At 63.2% G+C, this 15,171-nt stretch carries 12 protein-coding genes; 9 read left to right on the top strand and 3 right to left on the bottom strand.

Annotation, left to right across the window (positions count from 1 at the left end; genetic code table 11):
- Positions 1-129 precede the first annotated feature (129 nt).
- From dapC to map, 3 genes are read right to left on the bottom strand one after another with little or no spacing between them, the layout of a single operon-like run.
- Positions 130-1,326, bottom strand: coding sequence for a succinyldiaminopimelate transaminase (gene dapC, locus QSV36_RS22695; RefSeq protein WP_289134612.1), 1,197 nt, complete (start codon positions 1,324-1,326; stop codon positions 130-132).
- A gap of 30 nt (positions 1,327-1,356) precedes the next feature.
- A complete protein-coding gene (locus QSV36_RS22690) occupies positions 1,357-4,059 on the bottom strand; it encodes a [protein-PII] uridylyltransferase (RefSeq protein ID WP_289134610.1) in 2,703 nt (900 codons plus the stop codon).
- A 41-nt stretch (positions 4,060-4,100) separates the two neighbouring features.
- Entirely contained in the window at positions 4,101-4,883 is a 783-nt protein-coding gene (map, locus tag QSV36_RS22685; RefSeq protein WP_087501394.1) for a type I methionyl aminopeptidase, read from the bottom strand.
- Between the two features lie 346 nt (positions 4,884-5,229).
- Here map and rpsB point away from each other — a divergent pair, with 346 nt between their 5' ends.
- The 9 genes from rpsB to bamA all read left to right on the top strand — a co-directional run bounded on the left by rpsB (position 5,230) and on the right by bamA (position 15,128).
- Positions 5,230-5,967 (top strand): 30S ribosomal protein S2, encoded by a 738-nt coding sequence (gene rpsB / locus QSV36_RS22680; protein WP_046616139.1) that lies wholly within the window; start codon positions 5,230-5,232, stop codon positions 5,965-5,967.
- Between the two features lie 187 nt (positions 5,968-6,154).
- Complete coding sequence (gene tsf, locus QSV36_RS22675) at positions 6,155-7,018, top strand: translation elongation factor Ts (protein ID WP_225776613.1); 864 nt, start codon at positions 6,155-6,157, stop codon at positions 7,016-7,018.
- A gap of 181 nt (positions 7,019-7,199) precedes the next feature.
- Positions 7,200-7,943 carry a UMP kinase gene (pyrH, locus tag QSV36_RS22670; protein ID WP_003252294.1) on the top strand — a complete coding sequence of 248 codons (744 nt, stop codon included), beginning with the start codon at positions 7,200-7,202 and terminating at the stop codon, positions 7,941-7,943.
- Complete coding sequence (frr, locus tag QSV36_RS22665) at positions 7,940-8,497, top strand: ribosome recycling factor (RefSeq protein WP_289134605.1); 558 nt, start codon at positions 7,940-7,942, stop codon at positions 8,495-8,497. Before pyrH ends, frr begins: the two co-directional genes overlap by 4 nt.
- A gap of 15 nt (positions 8,498-8,512) precedes the next feature.
- Positions 8,513-9,268: a polyprenyl diphosphate synthase gene (gene uppS, locus QSV36_RS22660; RefSeq protein ID WP_225776614.1), complete on the top strand. Its 756-nt coding sequence runs from the start codon at positions 8,513-8,515 to the stop codon at positions 9,266-9,268.
- Positions 9,268-10,083, top strand: a complete 816-nt coding sequence (locus QSV36_RS22655) for a phosphatidate cytidylyltransferase (RefSeq protein WP_289134602.1) — start codon at positions 9,268-9,270, stop codon at positions 10,081-10,083. Before uppS ends, QSV36_RS22655 begins: the two co-directional genes overlap by 1 nt.
- The gene (gene ispC / locus QSV36_RS22650) at positions 10,080-11,270 is read left to right on the top strand and encodes a 1-deoxy-D-xylulose-5-phosphate reductoisomerase (protein ID WP_289134601.1); all 1,191 of its coding nucleotides are present in this window, start codon (positions 10,080-10,082) and stop codon (positions 11,268-11,270) included. The genes QSV36_RS22655 and ispC overlap by 4 nt, the downstream gene beginning before the upstream one ends.
- A gap of 70 nt (positions 11,271-11,340) precedes the next feature.
- A complete protein-coding gene (rseP, locus tag QSV36_RS22645) occupies positions 11,341-12,693 on the top strand; it encodes an RIP metalloprotease RseP (RefSeq protein ID WP_289134599.1) in 1,353 nt (450 codons plus the stop codon).
- A gap of 74 nt (positions 12,694-12,767) precedes the next feature.
- Complete coding sequence (gene bamA, locus QSV36_RS22640; RefSeq protein WP_225776618.1) at positions 12,768-15,128, top strand: outer membrane protein assembly factor BamA; 2,361 nt, start codon at positions 12,768-12,770, stop codon at positions 15,126-15,128.
- Positions 15,129-15,171 lie beyond the last annotated feature (43 nt).

Genomic DNA, 15,171 nt, shown 5'->3' with positions numbered 1-15,171 from the left:
GAGCGGGCTTGCCCCGCGAATGGGGCGCAAAGCGCCCCCAATCCCAGGTCCCCATTCAACCTCAGATACATGGAGAACCTGTAGGAGCGGGCTTGCCCCGCGAATGGGGCGCAAAGCGCCCCAATCCAGTCAGCGGTCTTGCAGGAACGCGCGAATCCGCTCCGCCGCCTCGATGCACTCGGCCAGCGGCGCGACCAGCGCCATGCGCACACGCCCGGCACCCGGGTTCACCCCATCCACTTCGCGCGACAAATACGAGCCCGGCACCACCGTCACATGCTGGGCCGCGAACAGGTCGCGGGTGAATTCGGCATCGCTACCCGGCACCTTGGCCCACAGGTAGAAGCTGCCATCCGGGCGCTGCACGTCCAGCACCGGCTGCAGGATATCCAGCACGGCATCGTACTTGGCGCGGTACTGGTCGCGGTTCTCGCGCACATGCGCCTCGTCCTGCCAGGCGGCAATGCTGGCCAGCTGGGTTTGTACCGGCATGGCACAGCCATGGTAGGTGCGGTACAGCAGGAATGGCTTGATGATCTCGGCATCCCCGGCGACGAAGCCCGAACGCAGGCCCGGCAGGTTGGAACGCTTGGACAGGCTGTGGAACACCACGCAGCGCTTGAAGTCGCTGCGGCCCAGCTCCGCGCAGGCAGTCAGCAGGCCCGGTGGCGGGGCGTCTTCGTCGAAGTACAGCTCGCTGTAGCACTCGTCGGCGGCGATCACGAAGTCGTGTTGGTCGGCCAGGGCAATCAGCTTTTTCAAAGTGGCCATCGGCACCAGCGCGCCCGTGGGGTTGCCCGGCGAGCACAGGAACAGGATCTGGCAACGCTGCCACACCTCGGCCGGCACGGCGTCGAAGTCGGGGTTGAAACCGTTGCTTTCCAGGCACGGCAGGTAGTGCGGGGTGGCACCGGCCAGCAGCGCCGCGCCTTCGTAGATCTGGTAGAACGGGTTGGGGCTGACCACAAGGCCGTCATCGGCGCGGTTGACCACGGCCTGGGTGAAGGCGAACAGCGCCTCGCGGGTACCGTTGACCGGCAGGATGTGGCGCTCGGCGTCCAGCCAGCCGGCCGGCACGCCAAAGCGGCGCTCGCACCACTGGCCGATCGCCTGGCGCAAGGCCGGCAGGCCGATGGTGCTGGGGTAGACCGCCAGCTTGTCGAGGTTGTCGGCCATGGCCTGGGCGACGAACGCCGGCGATTCATGCTTCGGCTCACCTATCGAAAGGGCGATGGCGCGTTTGTCCGCCGCCGGCTTCACGCTGCCCAGCAGGGCGCGGAGTTTCTCGAACGGGTAGGGCTGAAGCTGGGTCAAGGCATGGTTCATCGGCGCAAGGTCTCGTCAATCGTCTGGTCGTTAAAAGGTCATGCGGGTCGGGCTGGTATCGCTGGCCTGTCCGGCTTGCAGCTGCTGGACAATGGCCTCCTGCAGGCGGCTGCACAGCTGTGGGTCGGACAGCGGCTGGTTGTCGGCGTCGGTGATGAAGAACACGTCTTCCACCCGCTCGCCAAGGGTGGCGATCTTGGCATTCTGCAGCGACAGGTCGAACTCCAGGAAGATCCGCCCTAGCCGGGCCAGCAGGCCTGGGCGGTCCGGCGCGGTGATCTCGAGGATGGTCACTGGCCGCTGGGCATCGTTGAGGATGGTCACCTGCGGCGGGAAGTCGAAGTGCTTGAGCTGGCGCGGGACCCGGCGCTGGATGATGGTCGGGTAGTCCTCGGGGTTGCGCAGCGCTTCGGTCAGGCCGTCGCGAATCTGCTTGACCCGCTGCGGGTTGTCGCCGATCGAGCCGCCATCGTTGTCCAGCACGATATAGGTGTCGAGGGTGAACTGGCTGCTCGAGGTGATGATCCGCGCGTCATGAATGTTCAGGTTCAGTTGCGACATGGCCGCCACCGTCACGGCAAAGAAGTCGTGCTGGTCGGGGGCGTAGATGAAGATCTGCGTGCCACCTTCGAATTCGCGCTGGGTGGTTTCCTTGATCAGTACCAGCGGCCCGCCGTCGGCCGGCTGCTGCAGGATCGCGTCACTGTGCCAGGCGACGTCGGCGGCGGTGTGCTTGAGGAAGTAGTCATCGCCCAGCTGCGACCACAATTGCTCGACGTCGTCCGGGTCGGTGCCCTCGCGCACCAGGATATCCAGCGCCGCAGACTGGGTCTGGCGAATCTGCTCCTCGCGGTCCAGCGGGTTTTCCAGGCCACGGCGCAGGGCACGCTTGGTCTCGGTGTACAGCTGGCGCAGCAGGCTGGCGCGCCACGAGTTCCACAGGCTGGGGTTGGTGGCGTTGATGTCGGCCACGGTCAGTACGTACAGGTAGTCCAGGCGCGTTTCGTCGCCCACGTGCAGGGCAAAGTCGTTGATCACCTGCGGGTCGGACAGGTCCTTGCGCTGGGCGGTGGTCGACATCACCAGGTGGTTCTGCACCAGCCAGGCGATCAGGCGGCTGTCCCAGGCCGGCAACTGGTGGCGTTCGCAGAACTTCTGCGCATCCAGGGCGCCCAGTTCGGAGTGGTCGCCCTGGCGCCCCTTGCCGATGTCGTGGTACAGGCCGGCCAGGTAGATCAGCTCGGGCTTGGGCAGGCGCCCCATGAGCTTGCTGGCCAGCGGGAATTTCTCCGACACCGGCGTGTACTGCAGCTTGCGCAGGTGCTTGATGAGGTTGAGGGTGTGCGCGTCCACCGTATAGATGTGGAACAGGTCATGCTGCATCTGCCCGACGATCAGGCCGAATTCCGGCAGGTAGCGGCCGAGGATGCCATAGCGGTTCATCCGCCGCAGGTTGCGGTGGATGCCGATTTCGCACTTGAACAGCTCGATGAACAGGCTGGTGTTGCGGATATCGGTGCGGAAGGTGTCGTCGATCAGGTGCCGATGTTCGCGCAGCAGGCGCACGGTATCGGCGCGCACGCCCTTGATCTCGGGGTGCTGGGCCATCAGCACGAAGATCTCCAGCATGGCGAACGGGGTGCGCTTGAACACGTTCGGCCGGGTGGCCTCTATATAGCCATCATGCAGGCGGAAACGTGCATTCAGCGGCTGGGTGGTGCCGCTGTCGTCATCGGCGAGGATCACCTCTTCGAAGTGCTGGATGATCAGGTCGCACAATTGGCTGATGCTCATCACCACCCGGTAGTACTGCTGCATGAACTGCTCGATCGCCCGCTTGGGGTTGTCGTCGCTGTAGCCCAGCAGCGCGGCGATACTGCGCTGGTGATCGAACAGCAGGCGGTCCTCGGCGCGCCCGGCCAGCATGTGCAAGGCGTAGCGCACCTTCCACAGAAAGTCCTGGGACGAGGCCAGCAGCTCGTTCTCGCTTTCCAGCAAAAAGCCTTCGCCGGCCAGCGCGTGCAGGTTGAGGGTGCCGTACTGGCGACGGGCCACCCACAGCACGGTCTGGATGTCGCGCAGGCCACCGGGCGAACCCTTCACGTTGGGTTCGAGGTTGTACTCGGTGTCGTTGTACTTGTGGTGGCGGGCCTTGAGTTCGGCGCGCTTGGCCAGGAAGAAGTCCTTGCTCGGCCACATGTGTGTGGTGTCGGTGACCTCCAGCATGCGCTGGCGCAAGGCCTCGGGGCCGGCGATGGTGCGGCTTTCCATCAGGTTGGTGATGACCGTCAGGTCGGCGTGGGCTTGCTCGGCACACTCGTCGACGGTGCGCACGCTCTGGCCCACTTCCAGGCCGATGTCCCACAGCAGGGTGAGAAAGCGCTCGATGGCGTCGCGGTACTGCTCGTGTTCGGCGGCGCCCAGCAGGATCAGCAGGTCGATGTCCGAATGCGGGTGCAGTTCGCCGCGCCCGTAGCCGCCAACCGCGACCAGGGCAATACCGCTGTGGTCGCCCCAGTCGAACTGGTTCCATGCCTGTTGCAGGATATTGTCGACGAGCCAGGCGCGAGCCTCGATCAGCGGGCGGATTTCGCTGCCGCTGCGAAAACGCTTGTCGAGCACCTCGCCGGCCTGGCGGATGGCCTTTTTGAAGGCGGCGATGGGGCTCGCCTTGAGGGCCAGTTCCGCCTGGAACTGGCCGCGGTCGAACAGCTCGGGATCCACCTGTGACATCGCGTCAGGTTCCTGTCGAGGGGTTGGCCGTTGTGAGTGCGTCAGGCCGAGGTGCGCGGGATGGTGTCGTCCTTGCGCAGGGTGAAGATCTCGTAGCCGGTCGCGGTCACCACCAGGGTGTGTTCCCACTGGGCCGAAAGCTTGCGGTCCTTGGTGATGGCGGTCCAGCCGTCGCCCAGTACCTTGGTGTCGGCCTTGCCCTGGTTGATCATCGGCTCGATGGTGAAGGTCATGCCTTCCTTCAGCTCCATGCCGGTGCCGGCGCGGCCATAGTGAAGGATCTGCGGCTCCTCGTGGAACACCTTGCCGATACCGTGGCCGCAGAACTCGCGTACTACCGAGAAACCGTTCTTTTCCGCGTGCTTCTGGATCACTTCCCCGATGTCGCCCAGGCGGCAGCCCGGCCGGACCAGCTCGATGGCCTTGTACATGCACTCCTGGGTGACCTTGGACAGGCGCTCGGCCCATACCGGCACGGTGCCGACATGGAACATGCGGCTGGTGTCGCCGTGGTAGCCGTCCTTGATCACGGTGACGTCGATGTTCAGCGTGTCACCGTCCTTGAGCGGCTTGTCGTTGGGGATGCCGTGGCAGACCACATGGTTGATCGAGGTGCAGATCGACTTCGGGTAGCCCTTGTAGTTGAGCGGTGCCGGGATGGCCTGCTGGACATTGACGATGTAGTCGTGGCACAGGCGGTCCAGCTCTTCGGTGGTGACACCGGGCTTGACGTGTTCCTCGATCATTTCCAGCACTTCGGCGGCCAGGCGGCCGGCGATGCGCATCTTCTCGATGTCTTCTGCAGTCTTGATGGTGACGGTCATTACAGGCTCTCTACAGCGCCGCATGCGGCGCGAACAAACGGGAAAGGCCGGATTCTAGCAGAGCAGGGCGCCGATCGGTCGGGATAAAGACGCTCATGCTGCTGTCTATAGCTGGCATTCTGGCGCGAAAGCCAGGGTGCTGCAAAAACCGCTGACGGACGCAACAGTATCCGGGTTCCGTTCGGCCGCTGTCTGTGGTATAAAATGCGCCGCTTTCGGGGACGACCCCGTCAGCACTTAACCCACACACGTGTCGACACGATGGCCTGGGTGCCCCGAGTTGCAGAATTCGCGGGTTGGTCATTGGGATACGTGGAGGCCCAACCCGACTTATCAAGGAACTATCATGTCCCAAGTCAACATGCGCGATATGCTGAAGGCCGGTGTGCACTTCGGCCACCAGACCCGTTACTGGAACCCGAAAATGGGCAAGTACATTTTCGGCGCGCGCAACAAGATCCACATCGTCAACCTGGAAAAAACCCTGCCGATGTTCAACGACGCCCTGGCGTTCGTAGAGCGCCTGGCCCAGGGCAAGAACAAGATCCTGTTCGTCGGCACCAAGCGTTCCGCTGGCAAGATCGTCGCCGAGCAGGCTGCTCGTTGCGGTTCGCCATACGTTGACCACCGTTGGTTGGGCGGCATGCTGACCAACTACAAGACCATCCGCGCTTCGATCAAGCGTCTGCGCGACCTGGAAACCCAGGCCGAAGACGGCACTTTCGCCAAGCTGACCAAGAAAGAAGCCCTGATGCGCTCCCGCGACCTGGAAAAACTGGATCGCAGCCTGGGCGGTATCAAGGACATGGGCGGTCTGCCTGACGCTCTGTTCGTTATCGACGTTGATCACGAGCGCATCGCGATCACCGAAGCCAACAAACTGGGTATCCCGGTTATCGGCGTTGTCGATACCAACAGCAGCCCGGAAGGTGTTGACTACATCATCCCAGGTAACGATGACGCCATCCGCGCTATCGAGCTGTACATGACTTCGATGGCTGACGCAGTCATCCGTGGCCGCAACAACGTTGCCGGCGGCACCGAAGTTTACGCTGAAGAAGCGGCTGCACCTGCTGCCGAGTAATTAGACGCTAGCGTCGACTTGGCACGCAAAAAGGGGGCTCTGCCCCCTTTTTGCCACCTTGAAATCCTGCTGTCAGCATCGGCCCCGCATCATGGGCCCTGCTGAGATAGACACAGTGGATTTGCAGAATTGAACGCCCGTGAGCAACGGGTGGAATGGTTGAAAAACTTTCCAAGAGGATTTTGAAATGGCAGCAATTACTGCAGCGCTGGTCAAAGAACTGCGCGAGCGTACCGGCGAAGGCATGATGGATTGCAAGAAGGCCCTGGAAAAGGCCGGCGGCGACATCGAGAAAGCCATTGACGACATGCGTGCCTCGGGCGCCATCAAGGCCGCCAAGAAGGCTGGCAACGTCGCTGCTGAAGGCGCTATCGCGGTCAAGACCGACGGTAAATCCGCCGTCCTGCTGGAAGTGAACTCGCAGACCGACTTCCTGGCCCTGCAAGACGACTTCAAGGCTTTCGTAGCCGACAGCATCGAAGAAGCCTTCGCCCAGAAGCTGACCGACGCCGCTCCGCTGATCGCATCGCGTGAAGCTGCGCGTGAAGCGCTGGTCGCCAAGTGCGGCGAAAACGTCAACATTCGTCGCCTGGTGCGCGTTGAAGGTGACGTGGTCGGTGCCTACCTGCACGGCAACAAGATCGGCGCTGCCGTTGTCCTGAAAGGCGGCGACGTCGAGCTGGCCAAGAACATCGCCATGCACGTTGCAGCTTCGAACCCAGAGTTCCTGCTGCCGTCGGAAGTTTCGGCCGAAGCCATCGAGCGCGAGAAGGGCGTCTTCCTGCAGCTGAACGCTGACAAGATCGCCGGCAAGCCGGAAAACATCGTCGAGAACATGATCAAGGGTCGTATCTCGAAGTTCCTGGCCGAAGCCTCGCTGGTCGAGCAGGCTTTCGTCATGAACCCGGAAGTCAAGGTTGGCGAGCTGGCCAAGAAAGCCGGTGCTGAAATCGTTTCCTTCACCTACTTCAAGGTCGGCGAAGGCATCGAGAAGCCAGTCGACAACTTCGCTGAAGAAGTTGCCGCCCAGGTCGCTGCTGCCAAGCAGTAAGACAGCCCCGTCTGTCGCCCCGAAGAGGCTGCCCGCTCACGCGCGCAGCCTCTTTGTCAAAACGGAGAGGGGTTTATCCGACTCTCTCTTCGCTGGCACCGAAGCGGTGCCACGCTACAGTTAGCAGGCTGAAAACAGCCCGCACGAATTTTCTAAAAGTACGCCGCAGGAGAGACTCGCAATGGCTCAGCAGGTGAGTGGTCGCCAACCTCGCTATAAACGCATTTTGCTCAAACTTAGCGGCGAGGCCCTGATGGGCTCGGAAGACTTCGGGATCGACCCGAAGGTGCTGGATCGCATGGCCCTCGAAGTTGGCCAGCTGGTAGGGATCGGGGTCCAGGTCGGCCTGGTGATCGGCGGTGGCAACCTGTTCCGCGGTGCCGCGCTCAGCGCAGCCGGCATGGACCGTGTCACCGGTGACCACATGGGCATGCTGGCCACCGTGATGAACGGCCTGGCCATGCGCGACGCGCTGGAGCGCTCGAACATCCCGGCCCTGGTCATGTCGGCCATTTCCATGGTTGGCGTCACCGATCATTACGATCGTCGCAAAGCTATTCGCCACCTCAACTCCGGGGATGTGGTAATTTTCTCCGCCGGTACCGGCAACCCGTTCTTCACCACCGACTCCGCGGCCTGCCTGCGCGCCATCGAAATCGATGCCGACGTGGTGCTGAAGGCGACCAAGGTCGATGGTGTGTACACTGCCGATCCATTCAAGGACCCGCACGCCGAGAAGTTCGATCACCTGACCTACGACGAGGTGCTCGATCGCAAGCTGGGTGTGATGGACCTGACCGCAATCTGCCTGTGCCGTGACCACAAGATGCCATTGCGGGTATTCAACATGAACAAGCCTGGCGCCCTGCTGAACATCGTGGTGGGTGGCGCTGAAGGCACTCTGATCGAGGAAGGCCAAGCATGATCAACGACATCAAGAAAGACGCGCAGGAGCGCATGACCAAGTCCCTCGAGGCCCTGGGTCGCAACCTGGCGGCAATCCGCACCGGTCGCGCTCACCCAAGCATCCTGGATAGCGTCAAGGTCCCGGCCTGGGGCAGCGAGATGCCGCTGAACCAGGTGGCCGCGATCACCGTCGAAGATGCCCGCACCCTGAAGATCGTCGCCCACGACAAGAACCTCAGCGCTGCCATCGAGAAGGCCATCCTCACTTCCGACCTGGGCCTGAACCCGTCCAGCGCCGGTACCACCATTCGTGTGCCGATGCCGGCCCTGACCGAGGAAACCCGCAAGGGCTACACCAAGCAGGCCAGCGGCGTTGCCGAGGATGCCAAGGTCGCTGTGCGCAACGTGCGCCGCGATGCCCTGGCCGAGCTGAAGAAGCTGACCAAGGACAAGGAAATCAGCGAAGACGAAGAGCGTCGCGCCGCTGACGACATCCAGAAGCTGACCGACAAGTTCGTTGCTGAAGTCGATGCCGCCTTCAAAGCCAAGGAAAAGGACCTGATGGCCGTCTAAGGCCGGGGTTTTTTAATGGAAAAGACCAAGCCAGCGGTGCCGCCCTCGGTGCCGCGTCATGTCGCGATCATCATGGATGGCAACAACCGCTGGGCGAAAAAGCGCCTGCTGCCCGGCGTTGCCGGGCACAAGGCGGGTGTCGACGCCGTTCGCGCGGTCATCGAGGTGTGTGCAGAATCCGGGGTCGAGGTGCTGACCCTGTTCGCGTTCTCCAGCGAAAACTGGCAGCGCCCCGCCGAAGAGGTCGGTGCGCTGATGGAGCTGTTCTTCTCGGCCTTGCGCCGCGAGGCCAGGCGCCTGAACGAGAACAACATCAGCCTGCGTATCATCGGTGACCGTTCGCGTTTCCATCCGGAGCTGCAGGCTGCCATGCGCGAGGCCGAGGCGCTGACTGCCGGTAACAACCGTTTCATCCTGCAGATCGCGGCCAACTACGGTGGTCAGTGGGACATCGCCCAGGCCGCCCAGCGGCTGGCGCGGGAAGTGCAAGCCGGGCACCTGCGCCCGGAGGACATCACCCCGGGCCTGTTGCAGACCTGCCTGGCAACCGGCGAACTGCCGCTGCCGGACCTGTGCATCCGCACCGGTGGTGAGCACCGCATCAGCAATTTCCTGCTGTGGCAGCTGGCCTATGCCGAGCTGTATTTCTCCGACCTGTACTGGCCGGATTTCAAACACGAGGCCATGCGCAATGCCCTGGCCGATTTCGCTTCGCGCCAGCGCCGCTTCGGTAAGACCAGCGAGCAGGTCGAGGCTGGAGCTCGTGCTTAATGCTTAAACAACGCATCATTACCGCGCTGATCCTGCTGCCGATCGCGCTGGGTGGCTTCTTCCTGCTCAATGGCGGGGATTTCGCCCTGTTCATCGGCTTTGTGGTAACGCTCGGCGCCTGGGAGTGGGCACGCCTGGCCGGGCTGATGGCCCAGCCGCTGCGTATCGCCTATGCCGCGGTGGTCGCCGGAGCGCTGATGCTGCTGTATATCCTTCCCGAGCTGGCGCCCTGGGTGCTGGGCGCTGCGGTGATCTGGTGGGGGCTGGCCACCTGGCTGGTGCTGACCTACCCGCGCAGCAGCGAACTGTGGGCCAGTGCCGCCTGCCGCCTGCTGATCGGCCTGCTGGTATTACTGCCGGCCTGGCAGGGGCTGCTACTGCTCAAGCACTGGTCGCTGGGTAACTGGCTGATCCTGTCGGTCATGGTGCTGGTGTGGGCCGCCGATATCGGTGCGTATTTCTCCGGGCGTGCCTTCGGCAAGCGCAAGCTGGCCCCGCAGGTCAGCCCGGGCAAGAGCTGGGAAGGCGTGTATGGTGGCCTGGCGGTCAGCCTGGCCATCACCGTGGTGGTCGGCATCGGTCGCGACTGGAGCGTCGGCCAGATCCTGCTGGGCCTGCTCGGTGCCGCGCTGGTGGTCATGTCGTCGGTAGTCGGTGACCTGACCGAGAGCATGTTCAAGCGCCGCTCCGGCATCAAGGACAGCAGCAACCTGCTGCCTGGTCATGGCGGGGTGCTGGATCGCATCGACAGCTTGACGGCCGCCATCCCGATCTTCGCCGTGCTGTTGTGGGCTGCGGAATGGGGTGTGATGTGAGCCGCCCGCAGCGCATTACCGTGCTCGGCGCCACTGGCTCCATCGGCCTGAGCACGCTGGATGTCATCGCGCGCCATCCTGACCGCTATGAGGTGTTCGCCCTGAGCGGTTATTCGCGTATCGACGAGTTGCTGGCCCTGTGTCTGCGCCATCGCCCGGCGTTTGCCGTGGTGCCGGTGGCCGAGGCGGCCGTGCGCCTGCGCGAAGGCCTGGCTGCGGCGGGTTGCGCCACCGAAGTGCTGGAAGGCGAGGGCGGACTGTGCCAGGTGGCTTGCGCGGCGGAAGTCGACGCCGTGATGGCGGCCATTGTCGGTGCTGCCGGCTTGCGTCCCACCCTGGCCGCGGTCGAGGCGGGCAAGAAGGTGCTGCTGGCCAACAAGGAGGCGCTGGTGATGTCCGGCGCGCTGTTCATGGACGCGGTGCGCCGCAGTGGCGCTGAGCTGCTGCCGATCGACAGCGAGCACAACGCGATCTTCCAGTGCATGCCTGGTGACTACGCGCGTGGCCTGAATGCCGTCGGCGTGCGCCGGATCCTGCTGACCGCCTCGGGTGGCCCGTTCCGCGAAACGCCCGTCGAGGCGCTGCTGGATGTCACCCCGGAGCAAGCCTGCGCGCACCCCAACTGGTCCATGGGGCGCAAGATTTCGGTGGATTCCGCCAGCATGATGAACAAGGGCCTGGAGCTGATCGAAGCCTGCTGGCTGTTCGATGCGGCACCGGCCAAGGTCGAGGTGGTGGTGCATCCGCAAAGCGTGATCCACTCCCTGGTGGACTACGTGGACGGCTCGGTACTGGCGCAGCTGGGTAACCCGGACATGCGCACGCCGATTGCCAACGCCCTGGCCTGGCCCGAGCGGATCGACTCCGGGGTGGCCCCGCTGGACCTGTTCGCCATAGCCCGTCTGGATTTCCAGGCGCCCGACGAACAGCGCTTCCCTTGCCTGCGCCTGGCGCGGCAGGCTGCCGAGGCCGGCAACAGCGCGCCAGCCGTGCTCAATGCCGCCAACGAAGTTGCGGTCGAGGCATTTCTCCAACGGCGTATCCGCTTCCCGGAGATCGCGCGTATGATCGAACAGGTGCTCGATCAGGAGCCCGTCGTGCCGCTGCCGTCGCTGGACGCGGTGTTCGCCGCCGACCAGCGTGCCCGGGAGCTTTCCCGTGAATGGCTGAGGCGCCACGCGCGCTGATGCAGGCCCGCCATGGTTCATGGGGGGCTGGGCATGACGCCGGCCCGCTGAACATCATTCGGAGATGGATATGACAGCGCTCTACATGATTATCGGCACCCTCGTGGCCTTGGGGGTGCTGGTCACCTTCCATGAATTCGGCCACTTCTGGGTGGCACGTCGCTGCGGCGTCAAGGTGCTGCGCTTCTCGGTGGGCTTCGGTACGCCGTTGCTGCGCTGGCATGATCGCCATGGCACCGAGTTCATGGTCGCGGCGATTCCGCTGGGTGGCTACGTCAAGATGCTCGATGAACGCGAGGGCGAGGTGCCGCCGGCGCTGCTCGACCAAGCGTTCAACCGCAAATCCGTGCGCCAGCGCATCGCCATCGTCGCGGCCGGCCCGGTCGCCAACTTCCTGCTGGCCATCCTGTTCTTCTGGGTGCTGGCGATGCTGGGTACCCAACAGGTCCGTCCGGTGATCGGCGCCGTCGAAGCGGGCAGCCTGGCAGCATCCGCGGGCCTTGCCGCAGGTCAGGAAATCGTCTCCATTGATGGCAAGCCGACCAATGGCTGGTCGGCGGTCAACCTGCAGCTGGTCCGGCGCCTGGGCGAGAGCGGCACCTTGCAGGTGGGCGTGCGCGACGAGGGCGCCACTGCCGAGCGTCAGTTGCAAGTGAAGCTGGACAGCTGGCTCAAGGGGGCCGACGAGCCCGATCCGATCCAGTCCCTCGGCGTGCAGCCCTGGCGCCCGGCGATCATGCCGGTGCTGGCCGAAATCGATCCGAAGGGGCCGGCTGCCGCTGCTGGCCTGAAAACCGGTGACAAGCTGCTGGCCCTGGACGGTATTGCCGTGAACGAATGGCAGCAGGTAGTCGATGCCGTGCGCGCCCGCCCGCAAGCCAAGGTTGTGCTGCGTGTCGAGCGTGACGGCGCTGCCCTGGAGCTGCCGGTGACCCTGGCGCGCAAGGGCGAGGGCAAGGCTGCTGGCGGCTATCTCGGTGCCGGGGTAAAAGGTGGCGAGTGGCCTGCCAGCATGCTCCGCGAAGTCAGCTACGGCCCGCTGGACGCGGTGGGTGAGGGCTTGTCGCGCACCTGGAGCATGAGTGTCCTGACCCTTGAATCGCTGAAGAAAATGCTGTTCGGAGAGCTCTCGGTAAAAAACTTGAGCGGACCGATAACCATTGCTAAAGTGGCGGGCGCTTCAGCCCAGTCCGGCGTGGGGGATTTCCTGAATTTCCTGGCCTACCTGAGCATAAGCCTGGGGGTTCTTAACCTGCTGCCCATCCCGGTTCTGGATGGGGGGCATTTGCTGTTTTACCTGGTCGAGTGGGCGCGCGGTCGTCCGCTGTCGGATCGGGTGCAAGGTTGGGGGGTCCAGATCGGTATCAGTTTGGTCATAGGGGTGATGTTGCTCGCCCTGATCAACGATCTGGGTCGACTATAAAGCTTCGCTCAATTGCGAACCCGCCGTTTTTGTCGCGGCGGGTTGTTTATTGCCAGTTGGAATAAAAGGACTTCATGAAACGTCTGCTGCTAACTGCGGTCATGTCCGCACTGATGATCGCTGAAGTTCACGCCGAGTCCTTCACCATCTCCGATATCCGCGTCAACGGCCTGCAGCGGGTTTCCGCCGGCAGCGTGTTTGGTGCGCTGCCGCTGAACGTCGGCGACCAGGCCGATGACCGCCGCCTGGTGGAATCGACCCGTTCCCTGTTCAAGACCGGCTTCTTCCAGGACATCCAGCTGAACCGCGATGGCAATGTCCTGATCATCAACGTGGTTGAGCGCCCGTCGGTATCGAGCATTGAGATCGAAGGCAACAAGGCGATCAGCACCGACGACCTGATGAAGGGCCTGAAGCAGTCCGGCCTGGCCGAAGGCGAGATCTTCCAGCGAGCCACCCTCGAAGGCGTGCGTAACGAGCTGCAGCGCCAGTATGTGGCGCAGGGCCGCTACTCGGCCGAAGTCGACGCCGAGGTGGTGCCGCAGCCGCGCAACCGTGTGGCGCTGAAGATCAAGATCAACGAAGGTACCGTCGCCGCCATCCAGCACATCAACGTCGTTGGCAACAACGTGTTCGACGACGAGACCCTGGCGCAGCTGTTCGAGCTGAAGACCACCAACTGGCTGTCGTTCTTCAAGAACGACGACAAGTATGCCCGCGAAAAACTCTCCGGTGACCTGGAGCGCCTGCGCTCCTACTACCTGGACCGCGGCTACATCAACATGGACATTGCCTCCACCCAGGTGTCCATCACCCCGGACAAGAAGCACGTCTACATCACCGTCAACATCAACGAAGGCGAGAAGTACACCGTTCGCGACGTGAAGCTGTCCGGTGACCTCAAAGTGCCGGAAGACCAGGTCAAGTCGCTGCTGCTGGTGCAGCCAGGCCAGGTGTTCTCGCGCAAGGTGATGACCACCACCTCCGAACTGATTACCCGCCGCCTGGGTAACGAAGGCTATACCTTCGCCAACGTCAACGGTGTGCCGAAGCCGAACGATGAAGACCACACCGTCGACATCATGTTCGTGGTCGACCCGGGCAAGCGTGCCTACGTCAACCGCATCAACTACCGTGGCAACACCAAGACCGAAGACGAAGTGCTGCGTCGCGAAATGCGCCAGATGGAAGGTGGCTGGGCCTCGACCTACCTGATCGACCAGTCCAAGACCCGCCTGGAGCGCCTGGGCTTCTTCAAGGAAGTCAACGTCGAGACCCCGCCGGTGCCAGGCACCGACGACCAGGTCGACGTCAACTACAGCGTCGAGGAGCAGGCCTCCGGCTCGATCACCGCCAGCGTCGGCTTCGCCCAGAGCGCCGGCCTGATCCTTGGTGGTTCGATCAGCCAGAGCAACTTCCTCGGTACCGGTAACAAGGTTTCCATCGGCCTGACCCGTTCGGAATACCAGACCCGCTACAACTTCGGCTTCGTCGACCCCTACTTCACTGCCGATGGCGTCAGCCTGGGTTACAACGCCTTCTACCGCAGCACCGACTACGATGACCTCGATGTCGACGTGGCCAGCTATGCGGTGGACAGCTACGGTGCCGGCGTCAGCCTGGGCTACCCGATCAGCGAAACCTCGCGCCTGACCTATGGCCTGAGCGTGCAGCAGGACAAGATCAAGACCGGCAAGTACACCGTCGACGAGATCTTCGACTTCCTCGAAGAGGAGGGCGACAACTTCCTCAACTTCAAGGCCTCGATCGGCTGGTCGGAATCGACCCTGAACAAAGGCGTGCTGGCAACCCGCGGTCACTCGCAGAGCCTGACCCTGGAATCCACCATTCCTGGCAGCGACCTGTCGTTCTTCAAGCTTGACTATCGTGGCCAGCTGTTCAAGCCGATCACCAACGACTACACCCTGCGCCTGCACACCGAGCTGGGCTATGGTGACGGTTATGGCAGCACCTCGGGCCTGCCGTTCTACGAGAACTACTTCGCCGGTGGCTTCAACTCCGTGCGTGGCTTCAAGGACAGCAGCCTGGGCCCGCGCAGTACCCCAAGCCGTGGCGAGGCCAACGGTGGCAAGCCTGGTACCATCGCCGACCCGGACCAGGATCCGTTGCCGTTCGGTGGTAACGTGCTCGTGCAAGGCGGTGTCGAGCTGCTGTTCCCGCTGCCGTTCGTCAAGGACCAGCGCTCGCTGCGCACCTCCGTGTTCTGGGACGTGGGTAACGTGTTCGACACCAATTGCGGCAACCAGCCTGATTGCGAGAAGGTCGGGTTCTCGGGCATGGCCAGTTCGGTCGGCCTGGGCGTGACCTGGATTACTGCACTGGGCCCGTTGAGCTTCAGCCTGGCGATGCCGGTCAAGAAGCCGGACGATGCCGACACCCAGGTGTTCCAATTCTCTCTGGGCCAGACCTTCTGAGGTCGGCCCTCGCTTAACGACAACGGTTTATCCAGGAGTGCAT

Source organism: Pseudomonas sp. BCRC 81390, assembly GCF_030341915.1.
In the GTDB taxonomy this organism is placed as follows: Bacteria; Pseudomonadota; Gammaproteobacteria; order Pseudomonadales; family Pseudomonadaceae; genus Aquipseudomonas.
Note: the sequence above shows the minus strand (reverse complement) of the source record. Positions and strands in the feature narration are given on the sequence as shown.